The sequence below is a fragment of the Streptomyces regalis genome, from assembly GCF_001509475.1.
Lineage (GTDB): Bacteria > Actinomycetota > Actinomycetes > Streptomycetales > Streptomycetaceae > Streptomyces > Streptomyces regalis.
In genome coordinates this window covers 12,984-37,290 of the sequence record NZ_LLZG01000377.1, presented here as the reverse complement: position 1 = coordinate 37,290, position 24,307 = coordinate 12,984, and the positions used below count along the sequence as shown (strand labels likewise).

Sequence of the window (24,307 nt, the reverse complement as noted above, 5' to 3'; positions counted from 1 at the left end):
TACGGCCGTCAGTCGCGCAGCGCCTCGATCACACTGGTGAGGTGGGCGCGGACGGCCGCCTCGGCCGCCTGCGGGTCCCTGGCCCTGATCGCCTCGATCATGGCCAGATGCTCGTTCAGGGAGTGCTGCGGACGTCCCGGCCGCAGCGCCAACTGGAAGCGGTGGCGCACCAGTTGTGCGTTGAGCCGCTCCAGCAGTTCCACGGCCGTCTGCTGGCCGGAGAACTCCTGGATCCTGGCGTGCAGTTCCTGGTTGAGCTCGGAGTACGTCATCGGCTCGCCGTCGGCCACGGCCTTGGTCATCGCCGCGCCCAGATCCGCCAGCCGCGTCAGCTGCTCGTCGCTTGCCGCGACGGCCGCCTTCGCCGCGCACAGTCCTTCCAGGACCATGCGGCACTCGGTGATGGCGACGGCTTCCTCCACGCTCACCACCCGCACCCGCGAACCGCGGTTGCGGATCCGCTCGACCAGGCCCTGAGCCTCCAGATCGATCAGTGCCGCGCGGATGCTGGCCCGTGTCACACCGAACTGCTCGGCGAGTTCGTTCTCCACCAACCGCTGCGCCGGTGCCATCTCGCCGTGCAGGATCGCCTGCCGCAGCTGCGCTAGTGCGCGCTGCTTGGCCTGCTCCCCGGTGCCCGGACGGGCTTCGTTCGGCATGTGCCCTCCCTGAGTGAGTGCCTGTCGAACGTAAATCTAGCCAAACATAATTGTCAACAATTTTGTCCGGCATATTGCCCGCATGATCACGGCTAGGGTCACCGCATGACGCACAGCTTCGTACTGCACACCCCCGACGCCGAGCTCGAACCCGAGCCCCTCGCCCCGGAGCAGATCCTCTCCGGAACACCGGAGGTGACCGGAAAGGTCGTCTGGGAGTCGCGGGACGGGCGTCAGGTGCGGGGCGTCTGGCAGATCACGCCCAGTGTGGTCACAGTGATCAATCTGTGAGCGGGGGCGCCGTCGAGCCCCGGATCTCCAGGGACGGTGCGGCGAGTTGGACCCGTCCCCGCCCCCCGGCGCCCTCGAAGCGCTCCAGGAGGCAGTGGGCCGCGCGACGGCCGACCTCGTGGCTGGTGTTGTCGACGGTGGTGAGCCATACGTGGCGCAGGCGGGCGATGCTCGTGTTGTCGTAGCCGACGATCGACAGGTCACGCGGGACGCGCAGCCCCAGTTCCTCGGCCGCAGAGAGCGCACCGACAGCGGCGATGTCGTTCACGGCGAAGACGGCCGTCGGCCGGTCCGCGCGGCTCAGCAGCCGGACCGTCGTGCGGTAACCGCCCTCCTCGGTCATGTCGCTCGGCTCGACGACCGCCTCGTCCGCGAGGCCGTGCTCCCGCATCGTCGCCTCGAAGCTCCGTCGGCGCAGCTCGCCCACCGCGCCGTATCCCGCGATGTGCGCGATGCGCCGGTGGCCGAGGCCGATGAGGTGCTCGGCGACCAGGCGGGCGCCCTTTTCATCGTCGCCAGCCACCACGTCGACGCCGGACGGCACCGGCTCGCGGGCGCCGGCCACCACGACCGGGATCCGCTCGGCCACCGCTTCGAGCGCGGCCGGGTCGGGAAGCGTGCCGACCACGACCAGCCCGTCGACCCGCAGGTCGAGGAAGGGGCCGGCCGGGTCCTGGCCGGTGCGGCGGTTGAGGCGGGCGTCGGCGAGCAGCATGTGCAGGCCGTTGGCGTGCAGGAGCGAGTTGAGGCCGTCGAGCATGTCGACGAACCACGGGTTGCGCAGGTCGTTCAGGAGGACGCCGACCGTGCGGGTGCGCTGTTCGCTGAGGCTGCGCGCGGCGGCGTTGGGGCGGTAGCCGAGTTCGCGTACGGCGCGCAGGACGGCGTCCCGCTTCTCCGGCCGTACCTGGTCGGAGCCGCGCAGCACCAGCGAGACCAGCGACTTGGAGACGCCGGCCCGGTCGGCCACGTCGCGGATCGTCGGCGGTCTCATGGCATGGACCGTTCCATGGCCCGGTGCGGCTTGTCAAAGGGTTGACACCATGGGGAATGGACGCCCAAGGTGGCCTGGACAGTAAATGGACCGGTCCAAAGAGGGGCTGTCATGGTGGATTCGCTCGGTGTCGCCGTCATCGGGTTCGGCTGGATGGGCCGGGTGCACACCCAGGCGTACACCCGCGTCCCGCACCACTATCCGCAGCTGCCCCTGCGTCCGCAGCTGGTGACGGTGGCCGAGGACGTGCCGGGCCGGGCCGAGGAGGCCGCCGCGCAGTTCGGGTTCGCCTCGACGACCCGCGACTGGCGCGAGGTGGCCGCCGACCCGCGCGTGCGGGCCGTGAGCATCACCGCCCCGAACTTCCTGCACCGCGAGATCGGCGTGGCGATGGCCGAGGCCGGCAAGCACATCTGGATCGAGAAGCCGGTGGGCCTGACGGTCACGGACGCCCAGGCGGTCGCCGACGCCGTCGCCAAGGCAGGCGTCCAGGGCGCGGTCGGCTTCAACTACCGCAACGCGCCCGCCGTCGAGGCGGCCCGCGAGCTGATCGCCGTCGGCGAGATCGGCACGGTCACCCATGTCCGAGTCCGCCTCTTCAGCGACTACGCAGCTCACCCCGAGGGCGCCCTGACCTGGCGGTACGAGAAGGAGCGCGGCGGCAGCGGCGTGCTGGGCGACCTCGCCTCGCACGGCGCGGACCTGGCCCGGTACCTGCTGGGCGACATCGCGTCGCTGACCGCCGACACGGCCGTGTTCATCCCGGAGCGGGCCCGCCCCTCCGGCGCCACCGCCGGCCACGCCCGCGCCACCGGCGGCGAACTCGGCCCCGTCGAGAACGAGGACTACGTCAACTGCCTGCTGCGCTTCGCCTCCGGTGCGCGCGGCGTCCTGGAGGCCTGCCGGGTCTCGGTGGGCGAGCAGAACAACTACGGCTTCGAAGTGCACGGCACCAAGGGCGCGGTCTTCTGGGACTTCCGCCGGATGAACGAACTGGGCGTCAGCCGCGGCACGACCTACCAGGACCAGCCGGTCAGCACGGTGTACGTCGGCCCGGGCGACGGCGAGTTCGGCGCCTTCCAGCCGGGCGCGGCGAACGCCATGGGCTACGACGACCTGAAGGTCATCGAGGCGTACCGCTTCCTGCGCTCGGTCGCCGAGGGCACCCCGCACGGGGCCACGCCGGCCGACGCCGTGCCCAGCGCCGCCGTACTGGACGCGATGGTGCGGTCGGCGCAGAGCGGCGCGTGGGTGGATGTGGACGCCTAGCCGGTGGACGCTCGGCCGGGAGGTCAGCGGCCGGCGCGCGGGCGGGCACGTCGGCCGAGGGCGACCTTGACCGGGATCAGGACCAGCCACCACCACGCGGCGGCGGCCCCGGCAGCCAGGGTCAGCGGGATGGTGAGGAGGAACACGACCACCGTCACGGCGAGATCGAGGGCGTAGAGCCGGAAGCCGCCCGCGGGAGTGAAGTCGCCGCGCAGCCAAGGGCGCCCGGCGAGAACGGCGACCAGCGCGAGGTGGGCGGCGCCGAGGGCCGCGACCGCCGCGGCGCAGATCGCGACCGAGGCGGGTTCGGCGCCGTACTCGGAGACCAGCCTGGTGGGGAAGGGCAGCAGCGCCGCGGCGCCCAGGCCGAGCAGGGACAGCGCCATGACCTGTCCGTCGATCTCCCGCACCGTGCGGAAGATCCTGCGGTGGTCGCGCCAGAAGCTGCCCAGCACCGCCACGCTGAGCGCGTAGGCACCGAGGTCCGGGAGCAGTTCGCGCAGCGCCTCGTGGTACTCCTGCGTGTCCAGTCCCCGCGGCACGGAGAGATCCAGGACGAGCAGGGTGATCGCGATGGCGAACACGCCGTCGGCGAGCGCCACCAGCCGCTCGGGCCCGCCGTCCGGGTTCGATTTCCACATGCGCACGACGGTAGGGAGCCGGGTCCTGCCGAGCGGGGATACACGCCACGGCGACGGCCCCGACCGTCACCGGATGGGCGTGGGCATGTTGTACGGCGTCACCACCTGGATCGCCGACGGCAGCGTGGGCCCCGCGGGCGGCAGCGCACCGTGGGCCCGCATCACGATGTGGCAGGCCTCGCGCATGTCGTGGCGCAGATCGTGGTGGAGGACGGCGGACAGGCGGTGGTCGCGCAGCAGACGGGTGTTGTCGTGGTCGAGGTCGTGCGCGACGAACACCGCGCACTCCCGGCCCAGTTCCTCGAAGGCGCGCAGGGTGGCGATGTTGCCGCCGCCGATCGAGTAGACGGCACGGATGTCCGGGTCGCGTTCCAGCGCGGCCCGCACCAGGTCGTACTGGGTGGCGTCCAGGCCCTGCCCCTCGGCGATCTCGACCAGCGTGCGGTCGGGATGGCGGGCGCGCATGGCGCTGCGGAAGCCCATCTCGCGCTCCTCCTCGTTGCGGAAGAAGCCGCTGCTGAGGCTGGTCAGCACATTGCCGGGCCGCTCCCCCAGCCACTGTCCCATCAGGTACGCGGCGGTGGCGCCGGCGGCCCGGTTGTCGATGCCGACATAGGCGAGGCGGGCGGTGGAGGGCAGGTCGGTCACCAGGGTCACCACCGGGATGCCCGCCTCCACGAGCCGGGTGACGGCGGCGGTGACCTCGGGGACGTCCGGGGCCTTGACGATCACGCCCTGCGAGCCGCGCCGGGCGATGCGGTCCAGCGTCCGGCTCAGCTCCGGCACCGGGCCCGTCTCGCGGAAGTGGAAGCGTGAGCGCACGACGGCCGGGTGCAGGGACGGCAGCTCCGCCTCCAGGGCGGCGCGTACGGCGGTGGTGAACCGTTCGGGCGCCTGCACCACCATGTCGATCATGAAGGTGCGTCCCAGCAGCCGGACCTGGGTGCGCTGCCGGTCCAGGTCGGCTATCGCCTGCTGGACCTCCCGCGCGGTGCTCTCGCGCACCCCTCCCCTGCCGTTCAGGACCCGGTCGACCGTGGCCTCGCTCAGACCCGCCTGACGTGCGATCTCCCTGATCGGGAAGGGGTGGCCCATGCGACGGCTCCTTGAGGGGTTTTTGATGGTCGCCTGCTGGTTGTTCGAGGGGATTGTCATGACAAGAATGACAGCGCTGAGTCGCTTCTGTCATCGAGAGGACACCGATGTCCTTCACCTCCGTACACCGCCGCGCCTGGCTGTCCGAGCAGGACTGCGACCTCGACTCCTTCCGCGCTCTCGTGGAGCGGACGACCGAGCTCGCCGACTACCCGTACGCCGCCGCCGTGGAGCGGAACGTCCTGCTCTACGACAGTGAGCGGCTGCGTAGTGCCGAGGACCGCCGGGAGGTCCAGGCAGAGCTGGTGCGCGCCCTCACTGACGGCCCCGGCATCGTGGTCTTCCAGGGCGCCTTCCCGGACCCGGGCGTCGTCGACGGGCTCACCGAGGTCTTCGACGCCCTGATCGCCGAGCAGCGCGCGTCCGGCGCCGACGCGGGCGACCACTTCGCCAAGCCCGGCGCGAACGACCGGGTCTGGAACGCGCTGGGGAAGGCGGCGCTGTACGACGCCGAGGCGTTCGCCGACTACTACGCCAACGACATCCTGGCCCTGGTCGCCACCGCCTGGCTCGGCCCTGGCTACCAGGTCACCTCGCAGGTCAACGTGGTCAACCCGGGCGGCGCGGCCCAGACCGTGCACCGCGACTACCACCTGGGGTTCCTGTCGAACGGCGTGGCGGCCGCGTACCCGGCCCACGTCCACCGCCTCTCCCCCGTGCTCACCCTCCAGGGCGCCGTCGCCCACTGCGACATGCCCGTCCAGTCCGGACCGACGATGTACCTGCCGTACTCGCAGACGTACGAGCCGGGCTACCTGGCGTGGCGACTCCCACAGTTCCAGGCCCACTTCGAGGCGCACCACGTCCAGCTCCCCCTGGCCAAGGGCGACGCGGCCTTCTTCAACCCGGCCCTGTTCCACGCCGCCGGCACCAACCGGTCGGCGGACATCCGGCGCATGGCGAACCTCCTCCAGGTGTCCTCCGCGTTCGGTCGGGCGATGGAGACGGTGGACCGCGAGGCGGTCGCGAACGCCGTCTACCCCGTGCTGCTCAAGCGCCGCAGCGAGGGTGCCGACGAGGCATGGCAGGCGAACGTGATCGCCGCGAGCGCCGAGGGCTACCCCTTCCCCACGAACCTCGACAGCGATCCGCCGGTGGCCGGGCTGGCCCCGCCCGCGCAGGCGGACGTCGTACGGCGCGCGCTGCGCGAGGCATGGACTCCCGAAGCTCTGCGAGACGAGCTGCGGGCCGGCGCCGAGCGGCGCCAGAGCTGAAAGGACCCGGAAAGACATGGGACTTCTCGACGACAAGGTCGTCCTCGTCAACGGCGGCAGTCAGGGCGTCGGCGCGGCGATCGCGCGAGCGGCCGTCCGCGAGGGGGCGGTCGTGGCCGTCACGGGGCGGCGCGCCGAGCCCGGTGAGGCGCTGGTGGCCGAACTGGCCGCCGACGGGGGCAAGGCCATGTTCGTACGGGCCGACCTCGCGGACGCCGACCAGGCGAAGGCGTCCGTGGCCGAGGTCGTCGACGCGTACGGGCGGATCGACTGCCTGGTGAACTCGGCGGGGCTGACCTCCCGGGGCACGCTGCTCGACACCTCGCCCGAGCTGTTCGACCAGCACATCGCGATCAACCTCAAGGCGCCGTTCTTCGCCATGCAGGCCGCTGTCTCGGACATGGTCGCGCGGGGGGCGCCCGGCACGATCGTCAACATCATCACGTCCTCGGCGCACGGCGGGCAGCCGTTCCTGGCGCCGTATGTCGCCGCCAAGGCCGGTCTGATCGGGCTGACCCGCAACGCCGCGCATGCGCATCGCTGGGACCGGGTCCGGATCAACGGCCTGAACATCGGCTGGACGGCGACCGAGGGCGAGGACGCGACGCAGAAGGCCTTCCACGGGGCCGACGACGACTGGCGTGAGCAGGCCGCCGCCAGGCTGCCGATGGGCAAGCTCGGCCAGCCGGACGAAATCGCCGACTTCGTGGTCCTCCTGCTCTCGGACCGCTCCGGGGTGGTCACCGGTTCGGTGATCGACTGGGACCAGAACGTGCTCGGCGGCCTGGACTAGATCCTCCTCAGCCTCAAACCTCTCCTCTCGCAATCCCTGTAACTCAAGGAAGCTGAACCATGCGTATCGGAATCCTCGGCCTCGGCCGCATCGGCGCCTTTCACGCCGAGACCCTCTCCGGACTCGACGCGGTCGACTCCCTCGTCGTCACCGACCCGTTCGCGGACGCCGCCAAGGCCGCCGCGGAGCGGTTCGGGGCCGAGGTCGTGGACTCGCCCGAGGCCCTGCTGGCGGCCGGCGTGGACGGCATCGTCGTCGCGGCGGCGACCGACGCCCACCCCGCGCTGATCCTGGCCGGGGTCGAGGCCGGCATCCCCGTCTTCTGCGAGAAGCCCGTCGCCAAAACCATGAGCGAGGGCGTGGAGGTGCTGAAGGCCGTCCAGGGCAAGGACGTGCCGATCCAGATCGGCTACAACCGCCGCTTCGACGCCGGTTTCGTCGCCGCCCGCGCCGCCGTGCAGAGCGGCGAGCTCGGCAAGCTGCACACGGTCCGCTCGACCACGCTGGACCCGGCGCCGCCGCCCGCCGCCTACATCGCCGCCTCCGGGGGCATCTTCCGGGACTGCTCGGTGCACGACTTCGACATCATCCGCTGGGTGACCGGCCGCGAGGTGACCGAGGTGTACGCCGTCGGCGGCAACAAGGGCGCCGACTACATCAAGGACGCGGGCGACGCCGACACCACCGGCGCGATCCTCACCCTGGACGACGGCACGATCGCGGTGGTCTCCAACTCCCGCCACAACGCCCGGGGTTACGACGTCCGCATGGAGATCCACGGCTTCACCGACTCCATCGCCGTCGGCCTGGAGGACAAGCTGCCGCTGCGCTCGGTCGAGCCCGGCGTGACCTTCCCCTCCGGCACCCCGCACGACTTCTTCATGGACCGCTTCACCGCGGCCTACCGCGCCGAACTGACCGCGTTCACCGAGGTCGTGGCGGGCACCCGGCCCTCCCCGTGCACGATCGAGGACGCGCTGGAGGCCGGTTGGATCGCCGATGCGTGCACACTGTCGCTGCACGAGCACCGTCCGGTGACGATCGAGGAGGTACGGCAGGCATGAGCGACCCGGGCCGGGAACCACTGCGCATCGGAGTACTGGGCGCGGCACGCATCACCGAGCTCTCCCTCGTCGGCCCGGCCCGCACGACCGGCCACCGCCTCGTCGCGGTGGCCGCGCGCGACCGGTCCCGCGCCGAGGCGTTCGCCGACGAGCACGACGTGGAGCGGGTGGTGGACTCCTACGCCGATCTGCTCGCCGATCCCGAGGTCGAGGTCGTCTACAACCCGCTCGCCAACGGCCTGCACGGGCCGTGGAACCTCGCGGCGCTCGCGGCCGGCAAGCACGTCCTGACGGAGAAGCCGTCGGCGAGCAACGCCGAGGAGGCCGCCGAGGTGCTTCAGGCGGCGGAGAAGGCCGGGACCGTCTTCATGGAGGCGTTCCACTACCTCTTCCACCCCGTCACCCGGCGCCTGCACGAGATCCTGGAAAGCGGTGAACTCGGCGAGCTGCAGCGAGTGGAGACGCTGGTCGCGATTCCGGCGCCGGACGACTCGGACCCGCGCTGGTCGCTGACGCTCGCGGGCGGTGCCGTGATGGACCTCGGCTGCTACAGCCTGCACGCGGTGCGGATGCTCGCACCCTGGGCGGGCGGTGCGCCGCGTCTCGTCTCCGCGCGAGGCGGCGAGCGCAGCGAGATGGGGGTCCCCCCGGACGGAGTCTGGGGGAGGGCGGGCGCGCCGGGCGTCGACGAATGGCTGGACGCCGAGCTGGAGTTCCCCGGCGGGGCGACGGCGTCGGCGCGCTGCCACATGGCGTACGGCGAGCTGGAGATGAGCTGCCGGATCGTCGGTTCTCGGGGTGAGGCGTTCGCGCCGAACTTCGTGCTGCCGCACCGCGACGACCGGGTCGTGGTACGTACGCCGGAGGGTGAGCGGACGGAACGGCTGGGCACGCGCTCGTCCTATACCTACCAACTGGAGGCACTCGCCGCCCACATACGCCGAGACGCCCCGCTCCCGCTGGACGCGGACGACGCCCTGGCGACGATGTCGCTGATCGACGAGTCCTACCGCGCGGCGGGCTTCGAGCCGCGGCCGCGTACGGCGCTCTGAAGGAAGACGAAGGAGAACGGTTGGGCGCCGGGGAGTTCCCCGGCGCCCAACCGTTCTTGTCAGGCCTGGTACAACGCGGGCCGGTCGACCAGATCCACCGGGACCCGGCCGCCCTCCTCCAACGCCCGTACGCCCGCCTCGCACACCGCGGCCACGGCGTACCCGTCCCACGCGCTGGGCCCGGTGACCTCACCGCGCCGGGTGGCGTCCACCCAGGCCTGGACCTCACGGTCGTAGGCGTCGGCGAACCGCTCGATGTAGTCCTGGGCGATGATGCCGCCCCAGCGGCCGGCCGCGTTGGTGACCAGGGCGTGGCCGTCGCCGACGCGGGCGGTGCCGCGTTCGCAGACGACCTCGGCCTGGACCTGGTAGCCGAAGCCGCAGTTGACGTAGATCTCGACGTCGACGATCGCCCCGCCGTCCGTCTCGAAGACGACGAACTGCGGGTCGCGGATGCCGTCCGGGGCGTTGTCGGACGGGGTCGGGGTCAGCACGGTGACGGCCGTGATCTCGTGGCCGAGCAGCCAGCGGGTCACGTCCATCTCGTGCGTCACGGAGTCATTGATGAGCATCTCGGACGTCCAGCCGGGCGGGCTGGCGACATTGCGGTGCCGGTTGTGCAGCATCAGGGGGCGGCCCAACTGTCCCGTCTCCAGAAGGGACTTGAGCTTCATGTACTCGGCGTCGTAGCGCCGCATGAAGCCCACCTGGACCCGGCGCCGGCCCAGCTTCTGCTCGGCCTGTAGCACCCGCAGTGCGGACGCCGCGTCGGGGGTGAGCGGCTTCTCGCACAGCACCGGCAGGTCGTGCTCGAAGGCCGCGAGGAGCGCCGCCTCGTGGGCGGGGCCCGGCGAGGCGACGATCACCGCGTCGACGTCGGCCGACGCCATTGCGGCGGCCGGGTCGGTGTGGGCGGTGCAGCCGCCGACGCGGGCCGCGACCGATTTGGCGCGCTCCGCGTCGACGTCCACGACGGCGGTCACCCGTGCCCCGCTGGTGACCTCCTGGATGCGGCGCACATGGTCCGCACCCATCTTTCCGGTACCGATGACTGCGACTCCGAGCGTGGGCGGACGCTGAGTCATGGTGATCGGCCGTCCTTTCGGGTCGTCAGGCGCCGCAGGACCTCAGGAACTTACGGGTACGGACCGCGATGGGCAGCGGCTTGTCCGGCTCGCACGGGTACATGTCCTGCTCGACGATCGCGAACAGGTCCACGTTCAGCTTCTGCGCGGCCTCCAGGACGGGCCCCAACTCCGGTACGCCGGACGGGGGTTCGCACATCACGCCGCGCTGGACGGCGGGGCCGAACGGGATCTCGTTCTTCACGACGTCCGCGAGGATCTCCGGGTCCACCTGCTTGAGGTGCAGATAGCCGATGCGCTCGCCGTAGGTCTCGATCAGCTTGACGCTGTCACCACCGCAGTAGGCGTAGTGACCGGTGTCCAGACAGAGGTTGACCAGGTCGGAGTCGGTCGAGTCGAGGAAGCGCTCGACGTGGGCCTCGGTGTCGATGTGGGTGTCGGCGTGCGGGTGCACGACGATGTCGAGGCCGTACGCCTCCTTCACCTCGTGCCCGAGCCGCTCCATGCCCTTGGTCAGGTGCGCCCACTGCTCGCCGGTGAGCTCCGGCGGCTCCAGGATCTCGGCGGTCTTGTCGTCCCGCCAGAAGGACGGGATGACGACCAGGTGCTTCGCCCCCATGGCCTGGGTGAGCGCGGCGACCTGGCTGACGTGCGCCCAGGTGGACTCCCAGACGGAGGGGCCGCGGTGCAGGCCGGTGAAGACCGTGCCTGCCGAGACCTTGAGGTTGCGCTTGTTCACCTCGTCGGTGAGGCGGGCCGGGTCGGTCGGCAGATAGCCGTACGGGCCCAGCTCGATCCAGGGGTAGCCGGCCTCGGCGACCTCGTCGAGGAAGCGTTCCCAGGGCACCTGCACGGGGTCGTCGGGGAACCAGACGCCCCAGGAGTCCGGGGCCGAGCCGACCCGGATGCGGTCCAGCACAGGAGGCATGTCAGGACTTCCCTTCCGAGGACGCCACGGGTGCCGTGAGGTCTTCCTCTTCGGGGAGTTCCTCGACGTCGACGCCGCGGACCTGGCTCAACTCGTGCTTGAGGGCGGCGAGTTCGGTGCCGCCGGCCATGTGGTTGGTCAGCTCTTCGAGGCTGACCTCGTCCCGGGAGGCGTTGAGCTCCATGGTGCCCAGGCGCAGCACGCTGAAGTGGTCGCCGACCATGTAGGCGTGGTGCGGGTTGTGGGTGATGAAGATGACGCCGAGTCCGCGGTCACGGGCGGCGGCGATGTACTTCAGCACCACACCGGACTGCTTGACGCCGAGGGCGGCGGTGGGCTCGTCCAGGATGAGGACGCGGGCGCCGAAGTAGACGGCGCGGGCGATGGCCACGCACTGGCGCTGGCCGCCCGACAGGGTGCCGATGGGCTGTTCGAGGTCGTCCAGGACGATGCCCATGTTGCGCAGCTCTTGGTCGGCGGTCTTCTTCATCTTCTCGATGTCGAGACGGCGCAACGGCCAGGGGCCCTTGGTCATCTCCGAGCCGAGGAAGAAGTTGCGCCACACCGGCATCAGCGGGACGACGGCGAGGTCCTGGTAGACGGTGGCGATGCCCTTGTCGAGGGCTTCGCGCGGGGTGGAGAACCGCACCGCCTCGCCGTCGACGAGGAACTCGCCCTCGGTGTGCTGGTGCAGCCCCGAGATGATCTTGATGAGGGTGGACTTGCCCGCGCCGTTGTCGCCGAGGACGCAGGTGACCTGGCTGGGGAACACCTTCAGGTCGACGCCGTGCAGGGCACGGATGTTGCCGTAGGACTTGCCCGCCGCTCGCAGTTCGACGATGGGGGCGTCCTTCTCCGGGGCCTTGTCCTGGAGGACGGCGCCGTGAGTGCCGGTCTTTTCGGTAGTCATTCGGGTCACCTCCTGGTCGCCGTGCGCTGGACCCACAGATTGATGAGGACGGCGCCGAGGAGCATCACGCCGAGGAAGGCCTTGAACCAGTCGGGATTCCAGCCGGCGTAGACGATGCCCTGCTGCACCATGCCGAACATGAAGGCACCGAAGACCGGACCGATCGCACTGCCGGCACCGCCGGTCAGCAGACAGCCACCGATGACGGCCGCGGCGATGTAGATGAGCTCCTGCCCCACGCCCTCGCCGGACTGCACCGTGTTGAACGAGAACAGCTGGTGCATACCGACGAACCAGGCACCGAACCCGACCAGCATGAACAGCGAGATCTTGGTGAAGGTCACCGGGACACCGACCGCGCGGGCGCTGCCCTGGTTGCCGCCGACTGCGAAGATCCAGTTGCCGTACTTGGTGCGCAACAGGACCCAGGTGGCGATGGCGGCGAAGACCAGCCACCACACCACCGTGATCTTCACGTTGACGCCGCCGACCTCAAAGGACGAGGCGAAGAGCGCCTTGGCCTGGTCGAAGCCGTCCATGTTGCTGATGTCGTCCGTGGCGACGTTGTCAGTGATCAGCTTGGTCACCGCGAGGTTCACGCCCTGGAGGATCAGGAAGGTGCCGAGGGTGACCAGGAAGCTGGGCAGCCCGGTCTTGACCAGCATCCAGCCGTTGAACAGCCCGACCGCGAGGGACACGATCAGGGCGACGATCACGCCGACCCAGACGTTCATGCTCAGCTGGTAGGCGGTCATGCTGGCGGTCAGGGCCGAGGTGATCACCGCGACACCGGCCGACAGGTCGAACTCGCCGCCGATCATCAGCAGCGCCACCGGCAGGGCCATGATCCCGATCGTCGACGACTGGTACAGGATGTTCGCCATCGAGCTGCCGTCACGCATGGCCGGAGCCGTGATGAGGAAGAAGATCAGTACCGCGACGGCGCCGAGGAAGACGCCCACCTCGGGACGGGCGAGGAGGCGCAGCGCCAGGGGCCGCTGCTGGGTCCGCCCGTCGGATTCCTTGCCGGGGCCGGGGGCCGGCGGTGAGGTCACCGCCGGCTCAGCCTGTTGGGTCATGTTTGTCACCGAGTGCCCTTCGCGGCGAACTTATCGATCGTCTCGACATTCGTCTTGTCGACGAAGGCAGGTCCGGTCAGCACCGGTGCCTCGCCGCCGCCCATGTAGTTGCCGTTGTTCTTGTAGAGCCACAGGGAGTCGACCGCCAGGTAGCCCTGGAGGTAGGGCTGCTGGTCGACGGCGAACTCGATGTCGCCCTTCTTGATCGCTCCGGTCAGCTGGTTGTTGAGGTCGAAGGTGGCGACCTTCGTCTTGCTGCCGGACTCGTCCACGGACTGCGCGGCCGTCAGCGCGAACGGGGCGCCGAGGGCGACGACGTAGTCGATGTCGCTGTCCGTCTTGAGCTTCGCGGTGATCGTCGACTTCACGGACGGCATGTCGGTGCCGTTGACGTTCAGGTTCTCGACGTCACCCTCGAAGGTCTTCTTCACACCCGCGCAGCGCTGCTCCAGGCCGATGTTGCCCTGCTCCTGGATGACACAGACGGCCTTCTTGGCGCCGGCCTCGTTCAGCCGCTTGCCGAGCGCCTCGCCCGCGACGGTCTCGTCCTGTCCGAAGAACTCCATCAAGCCGAGGTTCTGCCACTCGCTCACACCGGAGTTGAGGCCGACCACCGGTATGCCGGCGGCCTTCGCCTTGCTGACGACGTCCTTCATGGCGTCGGGCTTGGCGAGGGTGATCGCGATGCCGTCGACCTTCTGGTCGATCGCGTTCTGCACCAGGTTGGCCTGGTTGCCGGCGTTCGGGTCGTTGGAGTAGATCAGCTCGACGTTGTCCTTGGCGGCGGCGGCCTCGGCACCCTTGCGGACGATGTCCCAGAAGGTGTCACCGGCCGACTGGTGGGTCACCAGGGCGACCTTCATACGGGGAGTGGTGGCCTTGCCCGCGGAAGCGTTCTCCCCACCCTCCTCGGACTGCTTGCCACCGGAGCTGCTGGAGCAGCCTGCGAGGGTCAGCGCAGCCGCGGCAGCCAAGGCCACCATAGGGGCCAGCTTGCGGGAGCGGGGGTAGTAGCGGTCCATCTTTCCAGCACCTCACTGTGCGACGGGGTGTGCGACGGGGGGAAAGGGATGATCACTGGATCCGTGGCCCGGGCCCCTTGGGAAGTCCGGGTCGTGTGCCGTAGAACACGGCGGGTTCGCTGGGAAGGGATCCAATCCCTGGATGCGCCCGCTGTCAATACTTTGTTAAGACATCATTTCACGCTCAGGTCCGAATGTAAGTACAAAGTATTGACAGCGTCGGCCTCCACGCCCTACACCTGGGAGGCGGCAGGCCCGATGGGACCCGCACCCCCTGTCCAGCTGTAGGAGCGTCGCGCATGGCCGAGTCAGCCAAGTCCTTCGACTTGATCACGATGGGAAGGATAGGAGTCGATCTCTACCCCCTGCAGTCTGGGCTACCTCTGACGCAGGTGGAGACGTTCGGCAAATTCCTCGGAGGCTCCGCCGCGAACGTCGCGGTGGCCGCCGCTCGGCTCGGCCGTACCACCGCCGTGATCACCCGCACCGGCGACGACCCGTTCGGCGCCTACCTGCACGAGGCCCTGAAGGACTTCGGCGTCGACGACCGCTGGGTGACGCCCGTCGCGGCGTACCCGACGCCGGTGACGTTCTGCGAGATCTTCCCGCCGGACGACTTCCCGCTGTACTTCTACCGGCAGCCTAAGGCGCCTGACCTGGAGATACATTCCGACGAGCTGGACTACTGGGCCATCCGCTCGGCCCGTGTCTTCTGGATCACCGGCACCGGTCTGAGCGAGGAGCCGAGCCGCTCGGCCACCCTGGCCGCCCTCAAGGCGCGCGCCAAGGCAGGCATCACGGTCTTCGACCTCGACTGGCGCCCGATGTTCTGGCGGGACCCGGAAGAAGCCCGCCCGTACTACGCCGAGGCACTGCGGCACGTCACCGTCGCGGTCGGCAACCTCGACGAGTGCGAGATCGCCACCGGCGTCCGCGAGCCGCGCGCCTGCGCCGAGGCTCTGCTGGCGGCCGGCGTCGAGCTGGCGGTGGTCAAGCAGGGCCCCAAGGGCGTGCTGGCGGTGCACCGCGACGGTACGGAGGCCGAGGTGCCGCCGGTGCCGGTCGAGGTGGTCAACGGCCTCGGCGCGGGCGATGCCTTCGGCGGCTCGCTGGTCCACGGGCTGCTGTCCGGCTGGGATCTGGCCACAACCATGCGGTACGCCAACGCCGCCGGCGCCCTCGTCGCCTCCCGCCTCGCCTGCTCCTCCGCGATGCCCACCGAGTCCGAGGTCGAGAGCCTCCTCGCGCAGGCGTCATGACGGCCGGCCGAGCCACCCCTGAACGGAGCTTCCTTTGAGCATGAGCATCCCCGACCTCACCGCGGTCAGAGCCCGGCACCCCGAGGCGATCGCGGAAGCCGCCGCCCGCCGGGTGCGCCGCCCGCTGATAGGCGACAGCGGCCGGATGATGATCGTCGCCGCCGACCATCCGGCGCGCGGCGCGCTGGCCGTCGGCGACCGGCGCCTGGCCATGGCCAACCGGGCCGATCTGCTGGAACGGCTCTGCATCGCGCTGTCGCGGCCCGGCGTAGACGGGGTGCTGGCCACCGCCGACATCCTCGAGGACCTGCTGCTCCTCGGCGTCCTCGACGACAAGGTTGTCATGGGCTCCATGAACCGCGGCGGCCTGGCCGGGGCCTCCTTCGAGATGGACGACCGCTTCACCGGCCACCGCGCCGAGGACATCGCCCGGCTGCGCTTCGACGCGGGCAAGCTGCTGGTCCGTATCGACTACTCCGACCCGGGCTCGCTAACCACGCTGGAGACCACCGCCCGCGCCGTCGACGACATGGCAGCGCTCAAGCTCCCGCTGTTCGTCGAGCCGTTCATCTCCCGGCGGGTCGACGGCCAGGTGCGCAACGACCTGTCCGCCGAGGCCGTCACCAAGTCGATCGCCATCGCGTCGGGGCTGGGCGGCACCTCGGCGTACACCTGGCTGAAACTGCCCGTCACCCATGACCCCGACGACATGGCCGAGGTTCTTGAGACGTCCACGCTGCCCGTCGTCCTGCTCGGCGGTGAGGTCGGGGGCGACCAGGAGGGTGCGTACGAGCGCTGGCGCAAGGCGCTCAGGCTCCCCACCGTCCAGGGCATGGTCGTCGGCCGCTCACTGCTCTACCCGGCCGAGGGCAGTGTGGAGACGGCGGTGGACACGGCCGTCGGCCTGTTGTGACCCGGATTGTGAGGCGGAGAACACGATGACCTATCACCTTCCCGCGGGAAAGGCGCTCGGCGGCCCGTACGTCGTGGACGTCACGCCCGACAAGGCCGGCTGGGGCTACTCCAGCTTGCGCATCCTGGAGCTGCCGCCCGGCGGCTCGCACAGCTTCGACACCGGCGACAGCGAGTGGATCGTCCTGCCGCTGAGCGGCGGCTGCACGGTCGAGAGCACCGACGATTTCGGCCACGACACCTTCCACCTGGCCGGCCGTGACGGCGTGTTCAGCGGCGTGAGCGACTTCGCGTACGTGCCGCGCGATGCCCGTACGACCGTCTCGTCCAGGGGCGGCGGACGGTTCGCGCTGACCGGCGCGCGCTGCTCCCGGCGCCTGCCCGCCCGGTACGGACCGGCGTCGTCGGTGCCGGTGGAGCTGCGCGGCACGGGCAACTCCTCCCGCCAGGTGAACAACTTCGGCGCGGCAGGCGTCTTCGAGTGCGACAAGCTCATCGCGGTCGAGGTCATCACCCCGGGCGGCAACTGGTCGTCCTTCCCGCCGCACAAGCACGACGAGCACCGGCCCGGCGAGGAGTCGGTCCTCGAGGAGATCTACTACTTCGAGTTCGCCGACCACGAGGGCACCCCCGGCCTCGGCTACCAGCGCGTCTCCCCGTCCGGACACGGCCGGAACACCGACGTCCTGGCCGAGGTGCGCGGCGGCGACGTCGTCCTCATCCCCGACGGCTGGCACGGGCCCTCCATGGCCGTGCCCGGCCACCACATGTACTACCTCAACGTCATGGCGGGCCCCGAGGCCGAGCGCGCCTGGCTGATCTGCGACCACCCCGATCACGCCTGGATCCGCGGCACCTGGCCGGACCAGCCCGTCGACCCCCGTCTGCCCCTCTACACCGCTCCGTCCCAGTGAGGTCCCCGATGAGCCAGTCCACCGTCCGCCTGACCGTCGCCCAGGCGCTGGTGCGGTTCCTGTCCGCCCAGTACACCGAGCGCGACGGCGTACGGCACCGGCTGATCGCCGGCACCTGGGGCATTTTCGGCCACGGCAATGTGGCCGGCATCGGTCAGGCCCTGCTCGAAACGGGCGAGGACGTCATGCCGTACCACCAGGGCCGCAACGAGCAGTCGATGGTGCACGCGGCCGTCGGCTACGCCCGCCAGCTCAACCGCCTCTCCGCGCAGGCCGTGACGACGTCGATCGGCCCGGGTGCGACGAACCTGGTCACCGGAGCGGCCCTGGCGACGGTCAACCGCCTGCCCGTTCTCCTGCTCCCCGGCGACTACTTCGCCTCGCACGCCCCCGACCCGCTGCTCCAGCAGCTGGAGCACCCGACCGAGGCGGACGTGTCCGTCAACGACACGCTCCGTCCGGTGTCGAGGTACTTCGACCGGATCACCCGCCCCGAGGCCCTGATCCCGTCCGCGCTCAACGCCATGCGCGTGCTCGCCGACCCGGCCGAGACCGGCGCCGTGACGCTGGCGCTCCCCCAGGACGTCCAGGCAGAGGCGTACGACTGGCCTCAGGAGTTCTTCGCCGAGCGCGTCTGGTACGTACGGCGCCCCGCGCCCGACCCGGTCGAGCTGACGGCGGCCGTCGAGGCGATCCGGGCCGCCGAGCGTCCGCTGATCGTCGCGGGCGGCGGCGTCCACCACAGCGAGGCCGAGACAGCGCTGCGGGCCTTCGTCGAGGCCACCGGCATCCCGGTCTCCTCCACCCAGGCGGGCAAGGGCTCGCTCCGGTACGACCACCCCGCCGACCTCGGCGGCATCGGCCACACCGGCACCTCGGTCAGCGACGACATCGCCCGCGCGGCCGACCTGGTGATCGGCGTGGGCACCAGATACACCGACTTCACCACCGCCTCCGGCACGCTCTTCCAGAACCCGGACGTGCGCTTCCTGAACCTCAACATCACCGGCTTCGACGCGCACAAGCTGGCGGCGCGCACGCTGGTCTGCGACGCGAGGGCCGGGCTCACCGCACTGACGGAGGCGCTTTCCGGCCACCGTGTGGACGCGGCGTACGAGGCCGAGTACCGCGCCGGCAAGGAGCGTTGGGACGCGGTCGTCGAGGCCGCCTACCGCGCCGACGACGAGAGCGCCGTACCGACGCAGACCCAGGTCCTGGGCGCCCTGGACGCGGTCGTCGGCGACGACGACGTGGTGATCAACGCCGCCGGTTCGCTCCCGGGCGACCTGCACAAGCTGTGGCGGTCGCGCTCGCCGCGCCAGTACCACCTGGAGTACGGCTACTCCTGCATGGGCTACGAGATCCCGGCCGGGATCGGCATCCAGCAGGCCGCTCCGGACACGGCCGTGTGGTCGCTGGTCGGCGACGGCACGTACCTGATGATGCCGACGGAGATCGTGACCGCGGTCCAGGAGGGCCTGCCGGTCAACATCGTCCTGATCCAGAACCACGGCTACGCCTCCATCGGCGGCCTTTCGGCCGAGACCGGCGGCGAGCGCTTCGGCACCGACTACCGCTACCGGGCCGCCGACGGCACCTTCACCGGCGCCCCGCTCCCCGTCGACCTCGCCGCCAACGCGGCCAGCCTCGGCATGGACGTGCTGCGTGCCAAGACGGTGGGCGAGCTGCGCGAGGCGCTGGCCACGGCACGCGCCTCCGACCGGCCGACCTGCGTGTACGTCGAGACCGACATCACGAACCCGACCGCGCCGGGCGCCGAGGCCTGGTGGGACGTGCCCGTGGCCGAGGTCGCCTCGCGCGAGGCCGCCGTCGAGGCCCGCGAACGCTACGACCAGCACGTCGCCGACCGTCGCCACCACCTCTGAACTCCCCGCAAACGACCCGCACTTGAAAGGCCCTTTCGCACCATGAAGACCATCACCCACTGGATCGACGGCAAGCCCGTGGAGGGCGGCTCCGGCCGCTTCGCCCCCGTCTACAACCCGGCCACCGGCGCCCAGGAGAAGCAGGTCGCCTTCGCGACCGTCGACGAGGTCGACGCCGCCGTCGCCTCCGCCAAGGCCGCATTCGAGAGCTGGGGCGAGTCCTCCCTGGCCAAGCGCACGGCGATTCTGTTCAAGTACCGGGAGCTGCTCGACGCGCACCGCGACGAGATCGCCGAGCTGATCACCGCCGAGCACGGCAAGGTGCACTCCGACGCGCTCGGCGAGGTCGCGCGCGGCATGGAGATCGTCGAGCTGGCCTGCGGGATCTCCGTGCAGCTGAAGGGCGAGCTGTCGACGCAGGTGTCCACCCGCGTGGACGTCGCCTCGATCCGGCAGCCGCTGGGTGTGGTCGCCGGCATCACGCCGTTCAACTTCCCGGCGATGGTGCCGATGTGGATGTTCCCGCTGGCCATCGCGTGCGGCAACACCTTCGTGCTGAAGCCGAGCGAGAAGGACCCCTCGGCGTCCTTCCGGCTCGCCGAGCTGGCCTCCGAGGCCGGGCTGCCGGACGGTGTGCTGAACGTCGTGCAGGGCGACAAGGTGGCCGTGGACCGGCTCCTGGAGCACCCGGACATCGAGGCGGTCTCCTTCGTCGGCTCGACGCCGATCGCGAAGTACATCCAGCTCAAGGCAGTTGAGCACGGCAAGCGGGTGCAGGCCCTGGGCGGCGCCAAGAACCACATGCTGGTCCTGCCCGACGCCGACCTGGACTTCGCCGCCGACCAGGCGATCAACGCCGCGTACGGCTCGGCGGGCGAGCGCTGCATGGCCGTGTCGGTCGTGGTCGCGGTCGGCGACACGGGCGACGAGCTGGTCGGCAAGATCGCCGAGCGCGCGAAGAACCTGCGCATCGGCCCCGGCAACGACCCCGCCTCCGAGATGGGCCCGCTGATCACCCGCGAGCACCGCGACAAGGTCGCCTCGTATGTGGCGAGCGCCGCCGAGCAGGGCGCCGAGGTCGTCGTCGACGGCACCGGCTACCGCGTCGAGGGCCACGAGGACGGCTTCTTCCTCGGTGTCTCGCTGCTGGACCGCGTGCCGCTGACGGCGGACGCATACCGGGACGAGATCTTCGGCCCGGTGCTGGCCGTGGTCCGCGCGGAGACGTACGAAGAGGCCATCAAGCTCATCAACGACTCCCGTTGGGGCAACGGCACCGCGATCTTCACCCGGGACGGCGGCGCCGCCCGCCGCTTCCAGCTGGAGGTCAAGGCGGGCATGGTCGGCGTGAACGTGCCGATCCCGGTGCCGGTCGGCTACCACTCCTTCGGTGGCTGGAAGGACTCGCTCTTCGGCGACCTGCACATCTACGGCAACGACGGCATCGCCTTCTACACCCAGGGGAAGGTGATCACCACGCGCTGGCCGGACCCGTCCGACGGTGGCATCAACCTCGGTTTCCCCAGCAACTCCTGACACGCCCTCACCGGGCCTGCCACCCGTAGAGGAACCACCCGAGGGAGGGACCCATGGCGAAGACCCGCGGCTCCGCACGTGCCGCGTCCGCATCCGCGCTCGACTCGCTGGACTTCGCCCTGGACCGGGGCAGTCCGGTGCCGCTGTACTACCAGCTCGCCCAGCAGCTGGAGGCGGCGATCGAGCACGGGGTCCTCGCCCCGGGCAACCTCCTGGGCAACGAGGTCGACCTGTCGGTGCGGCTGGGCCTGTCCCGGCCCACCGTCCGGCAGGCCATCCAGTCACTCGTCGACAAGGGGCTGCTGGTCCGACGGCGCGGGGTGGGCACCCAGGTGGTGCACAGCCAGGTGAAGCGCGGGCTGGAGCTCAGCAGTCTCTACGACGACCTGGAGGCGGCCGGACAGGGCCCGACCACTCAGGTCGTCCGCAATGAGCACGTCCCGGCGACCGCCGACGTCGCGGCCGCGCTCGGCATCGCGGAGGGCGCGGAGGTCACGGTCCTGGAGCGGCTGCGCTGCACCCACGGCCAGCCCGTGGCCATCCTGTGCAACTACCTGCCCGCGAGCCTGCTCGACCTCGACACGGCCCGGCTGGAGTCGACCGGCCTGTACCGGATGATGCGCGCCGCCGGCATCACCCTGCACAGCGCCCGCCAGACCATCGGCGCCCGCTGCGCCACCGCCGAGGAGGCCGAGCGCCTCGACGAGAAGGAGGGCGCCGCACTGCTGACCATGCAGCGCACGGCCTACGACGACACGGGCCGGCCGGTCGAGTACGGGACGCACATCTACCGCGCGTCCCGGTACGCGTTCGACTTCCAGCTGCTGGTCAGGCCTTGAGGTTCGCGGTGAGGCTCGCGGTGAACGGAGTGACGGGGCGCTGAAGTCGCTCGCCGTCCACGGTGAGGTCCACCGCCTCGTTGTAGAAGGCGAGGAGCCCTTTGACGGCGCCCACCGCGGGCAGCGGCTCGGCGTAGCTCCAGACGATGTGCCGCGGGACCTCGCCCTCGCCGCTCCAGGTCCAGTACTGGGCCGTGCCCTTGTACGGGCAGCCGGTGCGGTGGTCGGTGGGCTCGAACAGGTCGAGCCGGACGTCCTCGCGGGGCACGTAGTACCGCGTGGGGAGCCCGGTCTCGAACAGCAGCACCGGGCGGTGGGTGTCCGCGACGACGGTGCTGCCGATCTCGACCTGCACATGGCGGCTGCTGGGCATGGCGTCCACCCGTTTGTGCGGGTCGCGCGGGTGGATGAAGATCTCTTCCTCCTCCTCGTACCAGTGGTCGAGGCCGGTGCCCCGGCGCCGGAACCACTCGACGGCGATGTGCCCGGCCAGGTCGGCGGCGGGGAAGGTCCACGCCGCGTTCTCCAGCAGCTCTCCGTCGACTTCGAGGTCGTAGAAGATCTGCGACCCGGTGTGCCTGCCCGGCGAGGGGTTCTTGGCCGGGCGCAGGAGGTCCGTGCGGACCTCCGCACGCGGGAACGCGTAGCACGGCACGGGCAGATCGGGTTCCCAGACCAGGATGGGGTGCCGGCTGTCGACGACGGTGACGTCGCCCTTGCGGCCGCGCACCCAGCGCTCACTGGGTTCCCACAGGAGGCCTTCGGGGGTCGTACGGACGGACCGCTCGGTGGGGAACAGAGGCATGGCCCACTCTCCTTCGGCGCCTCTTCGGAGCGTACCCCTGGTGTGTTCAGTGAGCCGCGTCGAGCCGGGCCCGCTGCTCCGGGGTCAGCTCCAGGTCCACGGCGGCCAGGCTCTCCTCCAGCTGGGTCACGGACGACGCCCCGACCAGCGGGACGATCGGCAGCTCACCGCCGATCTGCCAGGCCAGGACGACCTGGTTGACGGTGGCGCCGGTTTCCTGGGCGACCTCGCGCAGCACCTTCAGACGGGCCGGGGTGCCCGGGTGGTCGAAGTCCGCGGGCAGCCGGTCCGGATGGGTGTAGGCGCCCTTGAGCAGCGGTGAGTAGGCGACCAGGGTCAGGCCGGGCTCGGCCCGCAGATAGCTCAGCAGGTCGGGGCCGGCGTGGCCGAGGCTGCCGTCGGGGAACAGGGGTGCCTCGGGTACGTCGAGGCGGGGCCGCAGGTGGCTGTGGGCGTACTGGAGCACCTCGTAGCCGGGCAGTCCGGCCGCGGCGGCGAGGGCGCGGGCCCGTTCCACCCGCCAGGCGGCGTGGTTGCTGACACCGAGGAGACCGACGGTCCCCTCGCCGACCAGCTCGGCGAACCCCTCCACGGTCTCCTGCAGCGGGACCCTCTGGTCCTCGATGTGCGCGTAGAGCAGGTCCAGCTTCGCCACGCCGAGCCGGTCGCGACTGCGCTCGGCGGACTCGCGGATCACCTTCGCCGACAGGCCCTCCGCGTTGTCGACGTAGCTGGTGCCGGGGGCGAGCGGGCGGGCACCGAGCTTGGTGGCGATGACGATCTCGTCGCCGATGCCGCGGCTGCGGCGCCACCGGCCGAGCAGTTCCTCGCTCTGTCCGCCCTGGCCGCCGTCGATCCAGAAGGCGTAGTTGTCGGACGTGTCGATGAAGGTCCCGCCGGCCTCGACATAGCGGTCGAGCACGGCGAAGGAGGTCTCCTCGTCGGTCCGTGAGCCGAACAGCATCGCGCCGAGCGCGAGGACGCTGACCTCGCGGCGGTTCTTCGGGTCAGTGCCGATGGTGCGGTACTTCATGGGTGTCCCCTCCCGTTCGTGCACCCGCTTTGGGGGCACGAACGGGAGTCTTCATCCTGAAGCGCACTTCAAGTCAAGGGACTTCGCAGCCGATTCACCCGCTCAGTTCGCGAACGGGCCCTCCAGCGCGGCCCATTGCAGCAACATGATCGTCTTCGCGTCGGCGATCTCCCCCGTACGGATCATCTCGAGGGCCCGGCGGAAGGGCAGTTCGACGATCTCGATGTCCTCGCCCTCCTCGTCCAGGCCGCCGCCCTCGTGGGTATGGGTCGACGGGCCGTAGGCGGCGGCGTAGAAGCTCACGCGCTCGGTCACGGACCCCGGGCTCATATAGACGTCGAAGACGTGCCGGACCTCGCCGATGGTGTGCCCGGTCTCCTCCACCACCTCGCGCCGCACGGCGATCTCCGGGTGCTCGTCATCGTCGTCGAGCAGCCCGCCCGGCGTCTCGATCAGCATGCCGTCGGGGTGACCGTTGACGTACACCGGGAAGCGGAACTGGCGGGTGAGCAGGACGGTTTCGCGTTCGGCGTCGTACAGCAGCATGGTGGCCCCGTTGCCGCGGTCGTGCGTTTCGCGCTGCTGGGTGCTCCAGGTGCCGTCGGCGTGCTGGAAGTCGAAGGTGGTGTCGCGCTCGACGTACCAGTGGCTGGAGAGGAGCTTCACGTCCCGCACCTTGACGCGGGGATTGCCGGTCAGGTCCCGGCCGGCCTGGTCGAGTCCGGTGCGGCCGCGGCGGTCGGGGGTGTCGATGCCGGCGGTCATCGGGCACCGGCCGGATGGATGAGCGAGTTGGTCATGGCCCGCTTCTACCATCCTTCAGTCCTCGATGTCGGCCTTGTCCACCACCTGCGCCGGCGCGGGTCGCCACGCCCTTCTTCACCGTGCCGAACGACTCGAACGTCCAGGTGCACGCGGCCAGTCCGTCAGTCGGTGCACATACGGGCGGAAGCCCACGCCCTGCACC

Annotated in this window: 23 protein-coding genes and 1 pseudogene; 12 read left to right on the top strand and 12 right to left on the bottom strand. The window is 70.5% G+C overall.

Annotated features, from left to right (window positions below; genetic code table 11):
* Window positions 1–8 precede the first annotated feature (8 nt).
* Entirely contained in the window at window positions 9–659 is a 651-nt protein-coding gene (locus ADL12_RS37550) for a GntR family transcriptional regulator (RefSeq protein WP_062711262.1), read from the bottom strand.
* A gap of 105 nt (window positions 660–764) precedes the next feature.
* Between ADL12_RS37550 and ADL12_RS37545 the strand changes: the two are divergent.
* Window positions 765–935: pseudogene (locus ADL12_RS37545) on the top strand (cupin domain-containing protein); the annotation flags it as partial.
* 4 nt (window positions 936–939) lie between these two features.
* Here ADL12_RS37545 and ADL12_RS37540 read toward each other — a convergent pair.
* Window positions 940–1,944 (bottom strand): LacI family DNA-binding transcriptional regulator, encoded by a 1,005-nt coding sequence (locus ADL12_RS37540; protein WP_062711256.1) that lies wholly within the window; start codon window positions 1,942–1,944, stop codon window positions 940–942.
* 111 nt (window positions 1,945–2,055) lie between these two features.
* Here ADL12_RS37540 and ADL12_RS37535 point away from each other — a divergent pair, with 111 nt between their 5' ends.
* Entirely contained in the window at window positions 2,056–3,213 is a 1,158-nt protein-coding gene (locus ADL12_RS37535; RefSeq protein WP_062711252.1) for a Gfo/Idh/MocA family protein, read from the top strand.
* A gap of 23 nt (window positions 3,214–3,236) precedes the next feature.
* Here ADL12_RS37535 and ADL12_RS37530 read toward each other — a convergent pair whose 3' ends face one another.
* Both ADL12_RS37530 and ADL12_RS37525 read right to left on the bottom strand, forming a co-directional pair.
* Complete coding sequence (locus ADL12_RS37530) at window positions 3,237–3,854, bottom strand: TMEM175 family protein (RefSeq protein ID WP_208614695.1); 618 nt, start codon at window positions 3,852–3,854, stop codon at window positions 3,237–3,239.
* Between the two features lie 66 nt (window positions 3,855–3,920).
* Entirely contained in the window at window positions 3,921–4,949 is a 1,029-nt protein-coding gene (locus tag ADL12_RS37525; protein ID WP_062711249.1) for a LacI family DNA-binding transcriptional regulator, read from the bottom strand.
* 107 nt (window positions 4,950–5,056) lie between these two features.
* Between ADL12_RS37525 and ADL12_RS37520 the strand changes: the two genes are divergently transcribed.
* The 4 genes from ADL12_RS37520 to ADL12_RS37505 are packed head-to-tail and all read left to right on the top strand — an operon-like array spanning window position 5,057 to window position 9,132.
* Window positions 5,057–6,223: a phytanoyl-CoA dioxygenase family protein gene (locus ADL12_RS37520; RefSeq protein ID WP_062711247.1), complete on the top strand. Its 1,167-nt coding sequence runs from the start codon at window positions 5,057–5,059 to the stop codon at window positions 6,221–6,223.
* Window positions 6,224–6,239: 16 nt separating this feature from the next.
* Window positions 6,240–7,016 carry an SDR family oxidoreductase gene (locus ADL12_RS37515; protein WP_062711244.1) on the top strand — a complete coding sequence of 259 codons (777 nt, stop codon included), beginning with the start codon at window positions 6,240–6,242 and terminating at the stop codon, window positions 7,014–7,016.
* 59 nt (window positions 7,017–7,075) lie between these two features.
* Entirely contained in the window at window positions 7,076–8,080 is a 1,005-nt protein-coding gene (locus tag ADL12_RS37510; protein WP_062711241.1) for a Gfo/Idh/MocA family protein, read from the top strand.
* Window positions 8,077–9,132: a Gfo/Idh/MocA family protein gene (locus ADL12_RS37505; RefSeq protein WP_062711238.1), complete on the top strand. Its 1,056-nt coding sequence runs from the start codon at window positions 8,077–8,079 to the stop codon at window positions 9,130–9,132. The genes ADL12_RS37510 and ADL12_RS37505 overlap by 4 nt, the downstream gene beginning before the upstream one ends.
* 59 nt (window positions 9,133–9,191) lie before the next feature.
* Here the strand turns inward: ADL12_RS37505 and ADL12_RS37500 are convergent, their stop codons facing one another.
* From ADL12_RS37500 to ADL12_RS37480, 5 genes are read right to left on the bottom strand one after another with little or no spacing between them, the layout of a single operon-like run.
* On the bottom strand, window positions 9,192–10,217 hold the full coding sequence (locus ADL12_RS37500; protein WP_062711235.1) for a Gfo/Idh/MocA family protein: 1,026 nt from the start codon (window positions 10,215–10,217) through the stop codon (window positions 9,192–9,194).
* Between the two features lie 25 nt (window positions 10,218–10,242).
* Window positions 10,243–11,145 (bottom strand): sugar phosphate isomerase/epimerase family protein, encoded by a 903-nt coding sequence (locus tag ADL12_RS37495; RefSeq protein ID WP_062711232.1) that lies wholly within the window; start codon window positions 11,143–11,145, stop codon window positions 10,243–10,245.
* 1 nt (window position 11,146) lies between these two features.
* Window positions 11,147–12,055: an ATP-binding cassette domain-containing protein gene (locus tag ADL12_RS37490; protein WP_062711229.1), complete on the bottom strand. Its 909-nt coding sequence runs from the start codon at window positions 12,053–12,055 to the stop codon at window positions 11,147–11,149.
* A 5-nt stretch (window positions 12,056–12,060) separates the two neighbouring features.
* Window positions 12,061–13,134 (bottom strand): ABC transporter permease, encoded by a 1,074-nt coding sequence (locus ADL12_RS37485; protein WP_062711225.1) that lies wholly within the window; start codon window positions 13,132–13,134, stop codon window positions 12,061–12,063.
* 5 nt (window positions 13,135–13,139) lie between these two features.
* Window positions 13,140–14,156, bottom strand: a complete 1,017-nt coding sequence (locus ADL12_RS37480; RefSeq protein WP_062711222.1) for a sugar ABC transporter substrate-binding protein — start codon at window positions 14,154–14,156, stop codon at window positions 13,140–13,142.
* Window positions 14,157–14,455: 299 nt separating this feature from the next.
* Between ADL12_RS37480 and iolC the strand changes: the two genes are divergently transcribed.
* From iolC to ADL12_RS37450, 6 genes are read left to right on the top strand one after another with little or no spacing between them, the layout of a single operon-like run.
* Window positions 14,456–15,415 (top strand): 5-dehydro-2-deoxygluconokinase, encoded by a 960-nt coding sequence (iolC, locus tag ADL12_RS37475; protein WP_062711218.1) that lies wholly within the window; start codon window positions 14,456–14,458, stop codon window positions 15,413–15,415.
* A 34-nt stretch (window positions 15,416–15,449) separates the two neighbouring features.
* Window positions 15,450–16,328, top strand: coding sequence for a Cgl0159 family (beta/alpha)8-fold protein (locus tag ADL12_RS37470; protein WP_062711215.1), 879 nt, complete (start codon window positions 15,450–15,452; stop codon window positions 16,326–16,328).
* A 25-nt stretch (window positions 16,329–16,353) separates the two neighbouring features.
* A complete protein-coding gene (gene iolB / locus ADL12_RS37465) occupies window positions 16,354–17,241 on the top strand; it encodes a 5-deoxy-glucuronate isomerase (protein ID WP_062711212.1) in 888 nt (295 codons plus the stop codon).
* A gap of 8 nt (window positions 17,242–17,249) precedes the next feature.
* The gene (gene iolD, locus ADL12_RS37460) at window positions 17,250–19,127 is read left to right on the top strand and encodes a 3D-(3,5/4)-trihydroxycyclohexane-1,2-dione acylhydrolase (decyclizing) (RefSeq protein WP_062711209.1); all 1,878 of its coding nucleotides are present in this window, start codon (window positions 17,250–17,252) and stop codon (window positions 19,125–19,127) included.
* Window positions 19,128–19,169: 42 nt separating this feature from the next.
* A complete protein-coding gene (locus tag ADL12_RS37455; protein WP_062711206.1) occupies window positions 19,170–20,663 on the top strand; it encodes a CoA-acylating methylmalonate-semialdehyde dehydrogenase in 1,494 nt (497 codons plus the stop codon).
* Window positions 20,664–20,716: 53 nt separating this feature from the next.
* A complete protein-coding gene (locus ADL12_RS37450; RefSeq protein WP_062711204.1) occupies window positions 20,717–21,502 on the top strand; it encodes a GntR family transcriptional regulator in 786 nt (261 codons plus the stop codon).
* Here the strand turns inward: ADL12_RS37450 and ADL12_RS37445 are convergent.
* The 3 genes from ADL12_RS37445 to ADL12_RS37435 form a co-directional block, all read right to left on the bottom strand.
* Window positions 21,492–22,307 (bottom strand): DUF427 domain-containing protein, encoded by an 816-nt coding sequence (locus ADL12_RS37445; RefSeq protein ID WP_062711201.1) that lies wholly within the window; start codon window positions 22,305–22,307, stop codon window positions 21,492–21,494. The two genes, ADL12_RS37450 and ADL12_RS37445, sit on opposite strands and share 11 nt — an antisense overlap.
* Window positions 22,308–22,353: 46 nt before the next feature.
* Window positions 22,354–23,340: an aldo/keto reductase gene (locus tag ADL12_RS37440; RefSeq protein ID WP_062711198.1), complete on the bottom strand. Its 987-nt coding sequence runs from the start codon at window positions 23,338–23,340 to the stop codon at window positions 22,354–22,356.
* A gap of 102 nt (window positions 23,341–23,442) precedes the next feature.
* Window positions 23,443–24,105, bottom strand: a complete 663-nt coding sequence (locus ADL12_RS37435) for an NUDIX domain-containing protein (protein WP_062711196.1) — start codon at window positions 24,103–24,105, stop codon at window positions 23,443–23,445.
* Between the last annotated feature and the right edge of the window lie 202 nt (window positions 24,106–24,307).

What these genes read in the sequence shown, in the direction of transcription:
- ADL12_RS37540 (WP_062711256.1), bottom strand. Translation starts at nt 1,944, where the DNA reads ATGAGACCGCCGACGATCCGCGACGTGGCCGACCGGGCCGGCGTCTCC.
- ADL12_RS37510 (WP_062711241.1), top strand. Translation starts at nt 7,076, where the DNA reads ATGCGTATCGGAATCCTCGGCCTCGGCCGCATCGGCGCCTTTCACGCC.
- ADL12_RS37485 (WP_062711225.1), bottom strand. Translation starts at nt 13,134, where the DNA reads ATGACCCAACAGGCTGAGCCGGCGGTGACCTCACCGCCGGCCCCCGGC.
- ADL12_RS37495 (WP_062711232.1), bottom strand. Translation starts at nt 11,145, where the DNA reads ATGCCTCCTGTGCTGGACCGCATCCGGGTCGGCTCGGCCCCGGACTCC.
- ADL12_RS37535 (WP_062711252.1), top strand. Translation starts at nt 2,056, where the DNA reads ATGGTGGATTCGCTCGGTGTCGCCGTCATCGGGTTCGGCTGGATGGGC.
- ADL12_RS37490 (WP_062711229.1), bottom strand. Translation starts at nt 12,055, where the DNA reads ATGACTACCGAAAAGACCGGCACTCACGGCGCCGTCCTCCAGGACAAG.
- iolD (WP_062711209.1), top strand. Translation starts at nt 17,250, where the DNA reads ATGAGCCAGTCCACCGTCCGCCTGACCGTCGCCCAGGCGCTGGTGCGG.
- ADL12_RS37520 (WP_062711247.1), top strand. Translation starts at nt 5,057, where the DNA reads ATGTCCTTCACCTCCGTACACCGCCGCGCCTGGCTGTCCGAGCAGGAC.
- ADL12_RS37440 (WP_062711198.1), bottom strand. Translation starts at nt 23,340, where the DNA reads ATGAAGTACCGCACCATCGGCACTGACCCGAAGAACCGCCGCGAGGTC.
- ADL12_RS37445 (WP_062711201.1), bottom strand. Translation starts at nt 22,307, where the DNA reads ATGCCTCTGTTCCCCACCGAGCGGTCCGTCCGTACGACCCCCGAAGGC.
- iolB (WP_062711212.1), top strand. Translation starts at nt 16,354, where the DNA reads ATGACCTATCACCTTCCCGCGGGAAAGGCGCTCGGCGGCCCGTACGTC.
- ADL12_RS37550 (WP_062711262.1), bottom strand. Translation starts at nt 659, where the DNA reads ATGCCGAACGAAGCCCGTCCGGGCACCGGGGAGCAGGCCAAGCAGCGC.
- ADL12_RS37435 (WP_062711196.1), bottom strand. Translation starts at nt 24,105, where the DNA reads ATGACCGCCGGCATCGACACCCCCGACCGCCGCGGCCGCACCGGACTC.
- ADL12_RS37480 (WP_062711222.1), bottom strand. Translation starts at nt 14,156, where the DNA reads ATGGACCGCTACTACCCCCGCTCCCGCAAGCTGGCCCCTATGGTGGCC.
- ADL12_RS37525 (WP_062711249.1), bottom strand. Translation starts at nt 4,949, where the DNA reads ATGGGCCACCCCTTCCCGATCAGGGAGATCGCACGTCAGGCGGGTCTG.
- ADL12_RS37450 (WP_062711204.1), top strand. Translation starts at nt 20,717, where the DNA reads ATGGCGAAGACCCGCGGCTCCGCACGTGCCGCGTCCGCATCCGCGCTC.
- ADL12_RS37505 (WP_062711238.1), top strand. Translation starts at nt 8,077, where the DNA reads ATGAGCGACCCGGGCCGGGAACCACTGCGCATCGGAGTACTGGGCGCG.
- ADL12_RS37515 (WP_062711244.1), top strand. Translation starts at nt 6,240, where the DNA reads ATGGGACTTCTCGACGACAAGGTCGTCCTCGTCAACGGCGGCAGTCAG.
- iolC (WP_062711218.1), top strand. Translation starts at nt 14,456, where the DNA reads ATGGCCGAGTCAGCCAAGTCCTTCGACTTGATCACGATGGGAAGGATA.
- ADL12_RS37455 (WP_062711206.1), top strand. Translation starts at nt 19,170, where the DNA reads ATGAAGACCATCACCCACTGGATCGACGGCAAGCCCGTGGAGGGCGGC.
- ADL12_RS37500 (WP_062711235.1), bottom strand. Translation starts at nt 10,217, where the DNA reads ATGACTCAGCGTCCGCCCACGCTCGGAGTCGCAGTCATCGGTACCGGA.
- ADL12_RS37530 (WP_208614695.1), bottom strand. Translation starts at nt 3,854, where the DNA reads ATGTGGAAATCGAACCCGGACGGCGGGCCCGAGCGGCTGGTGGCGCTC.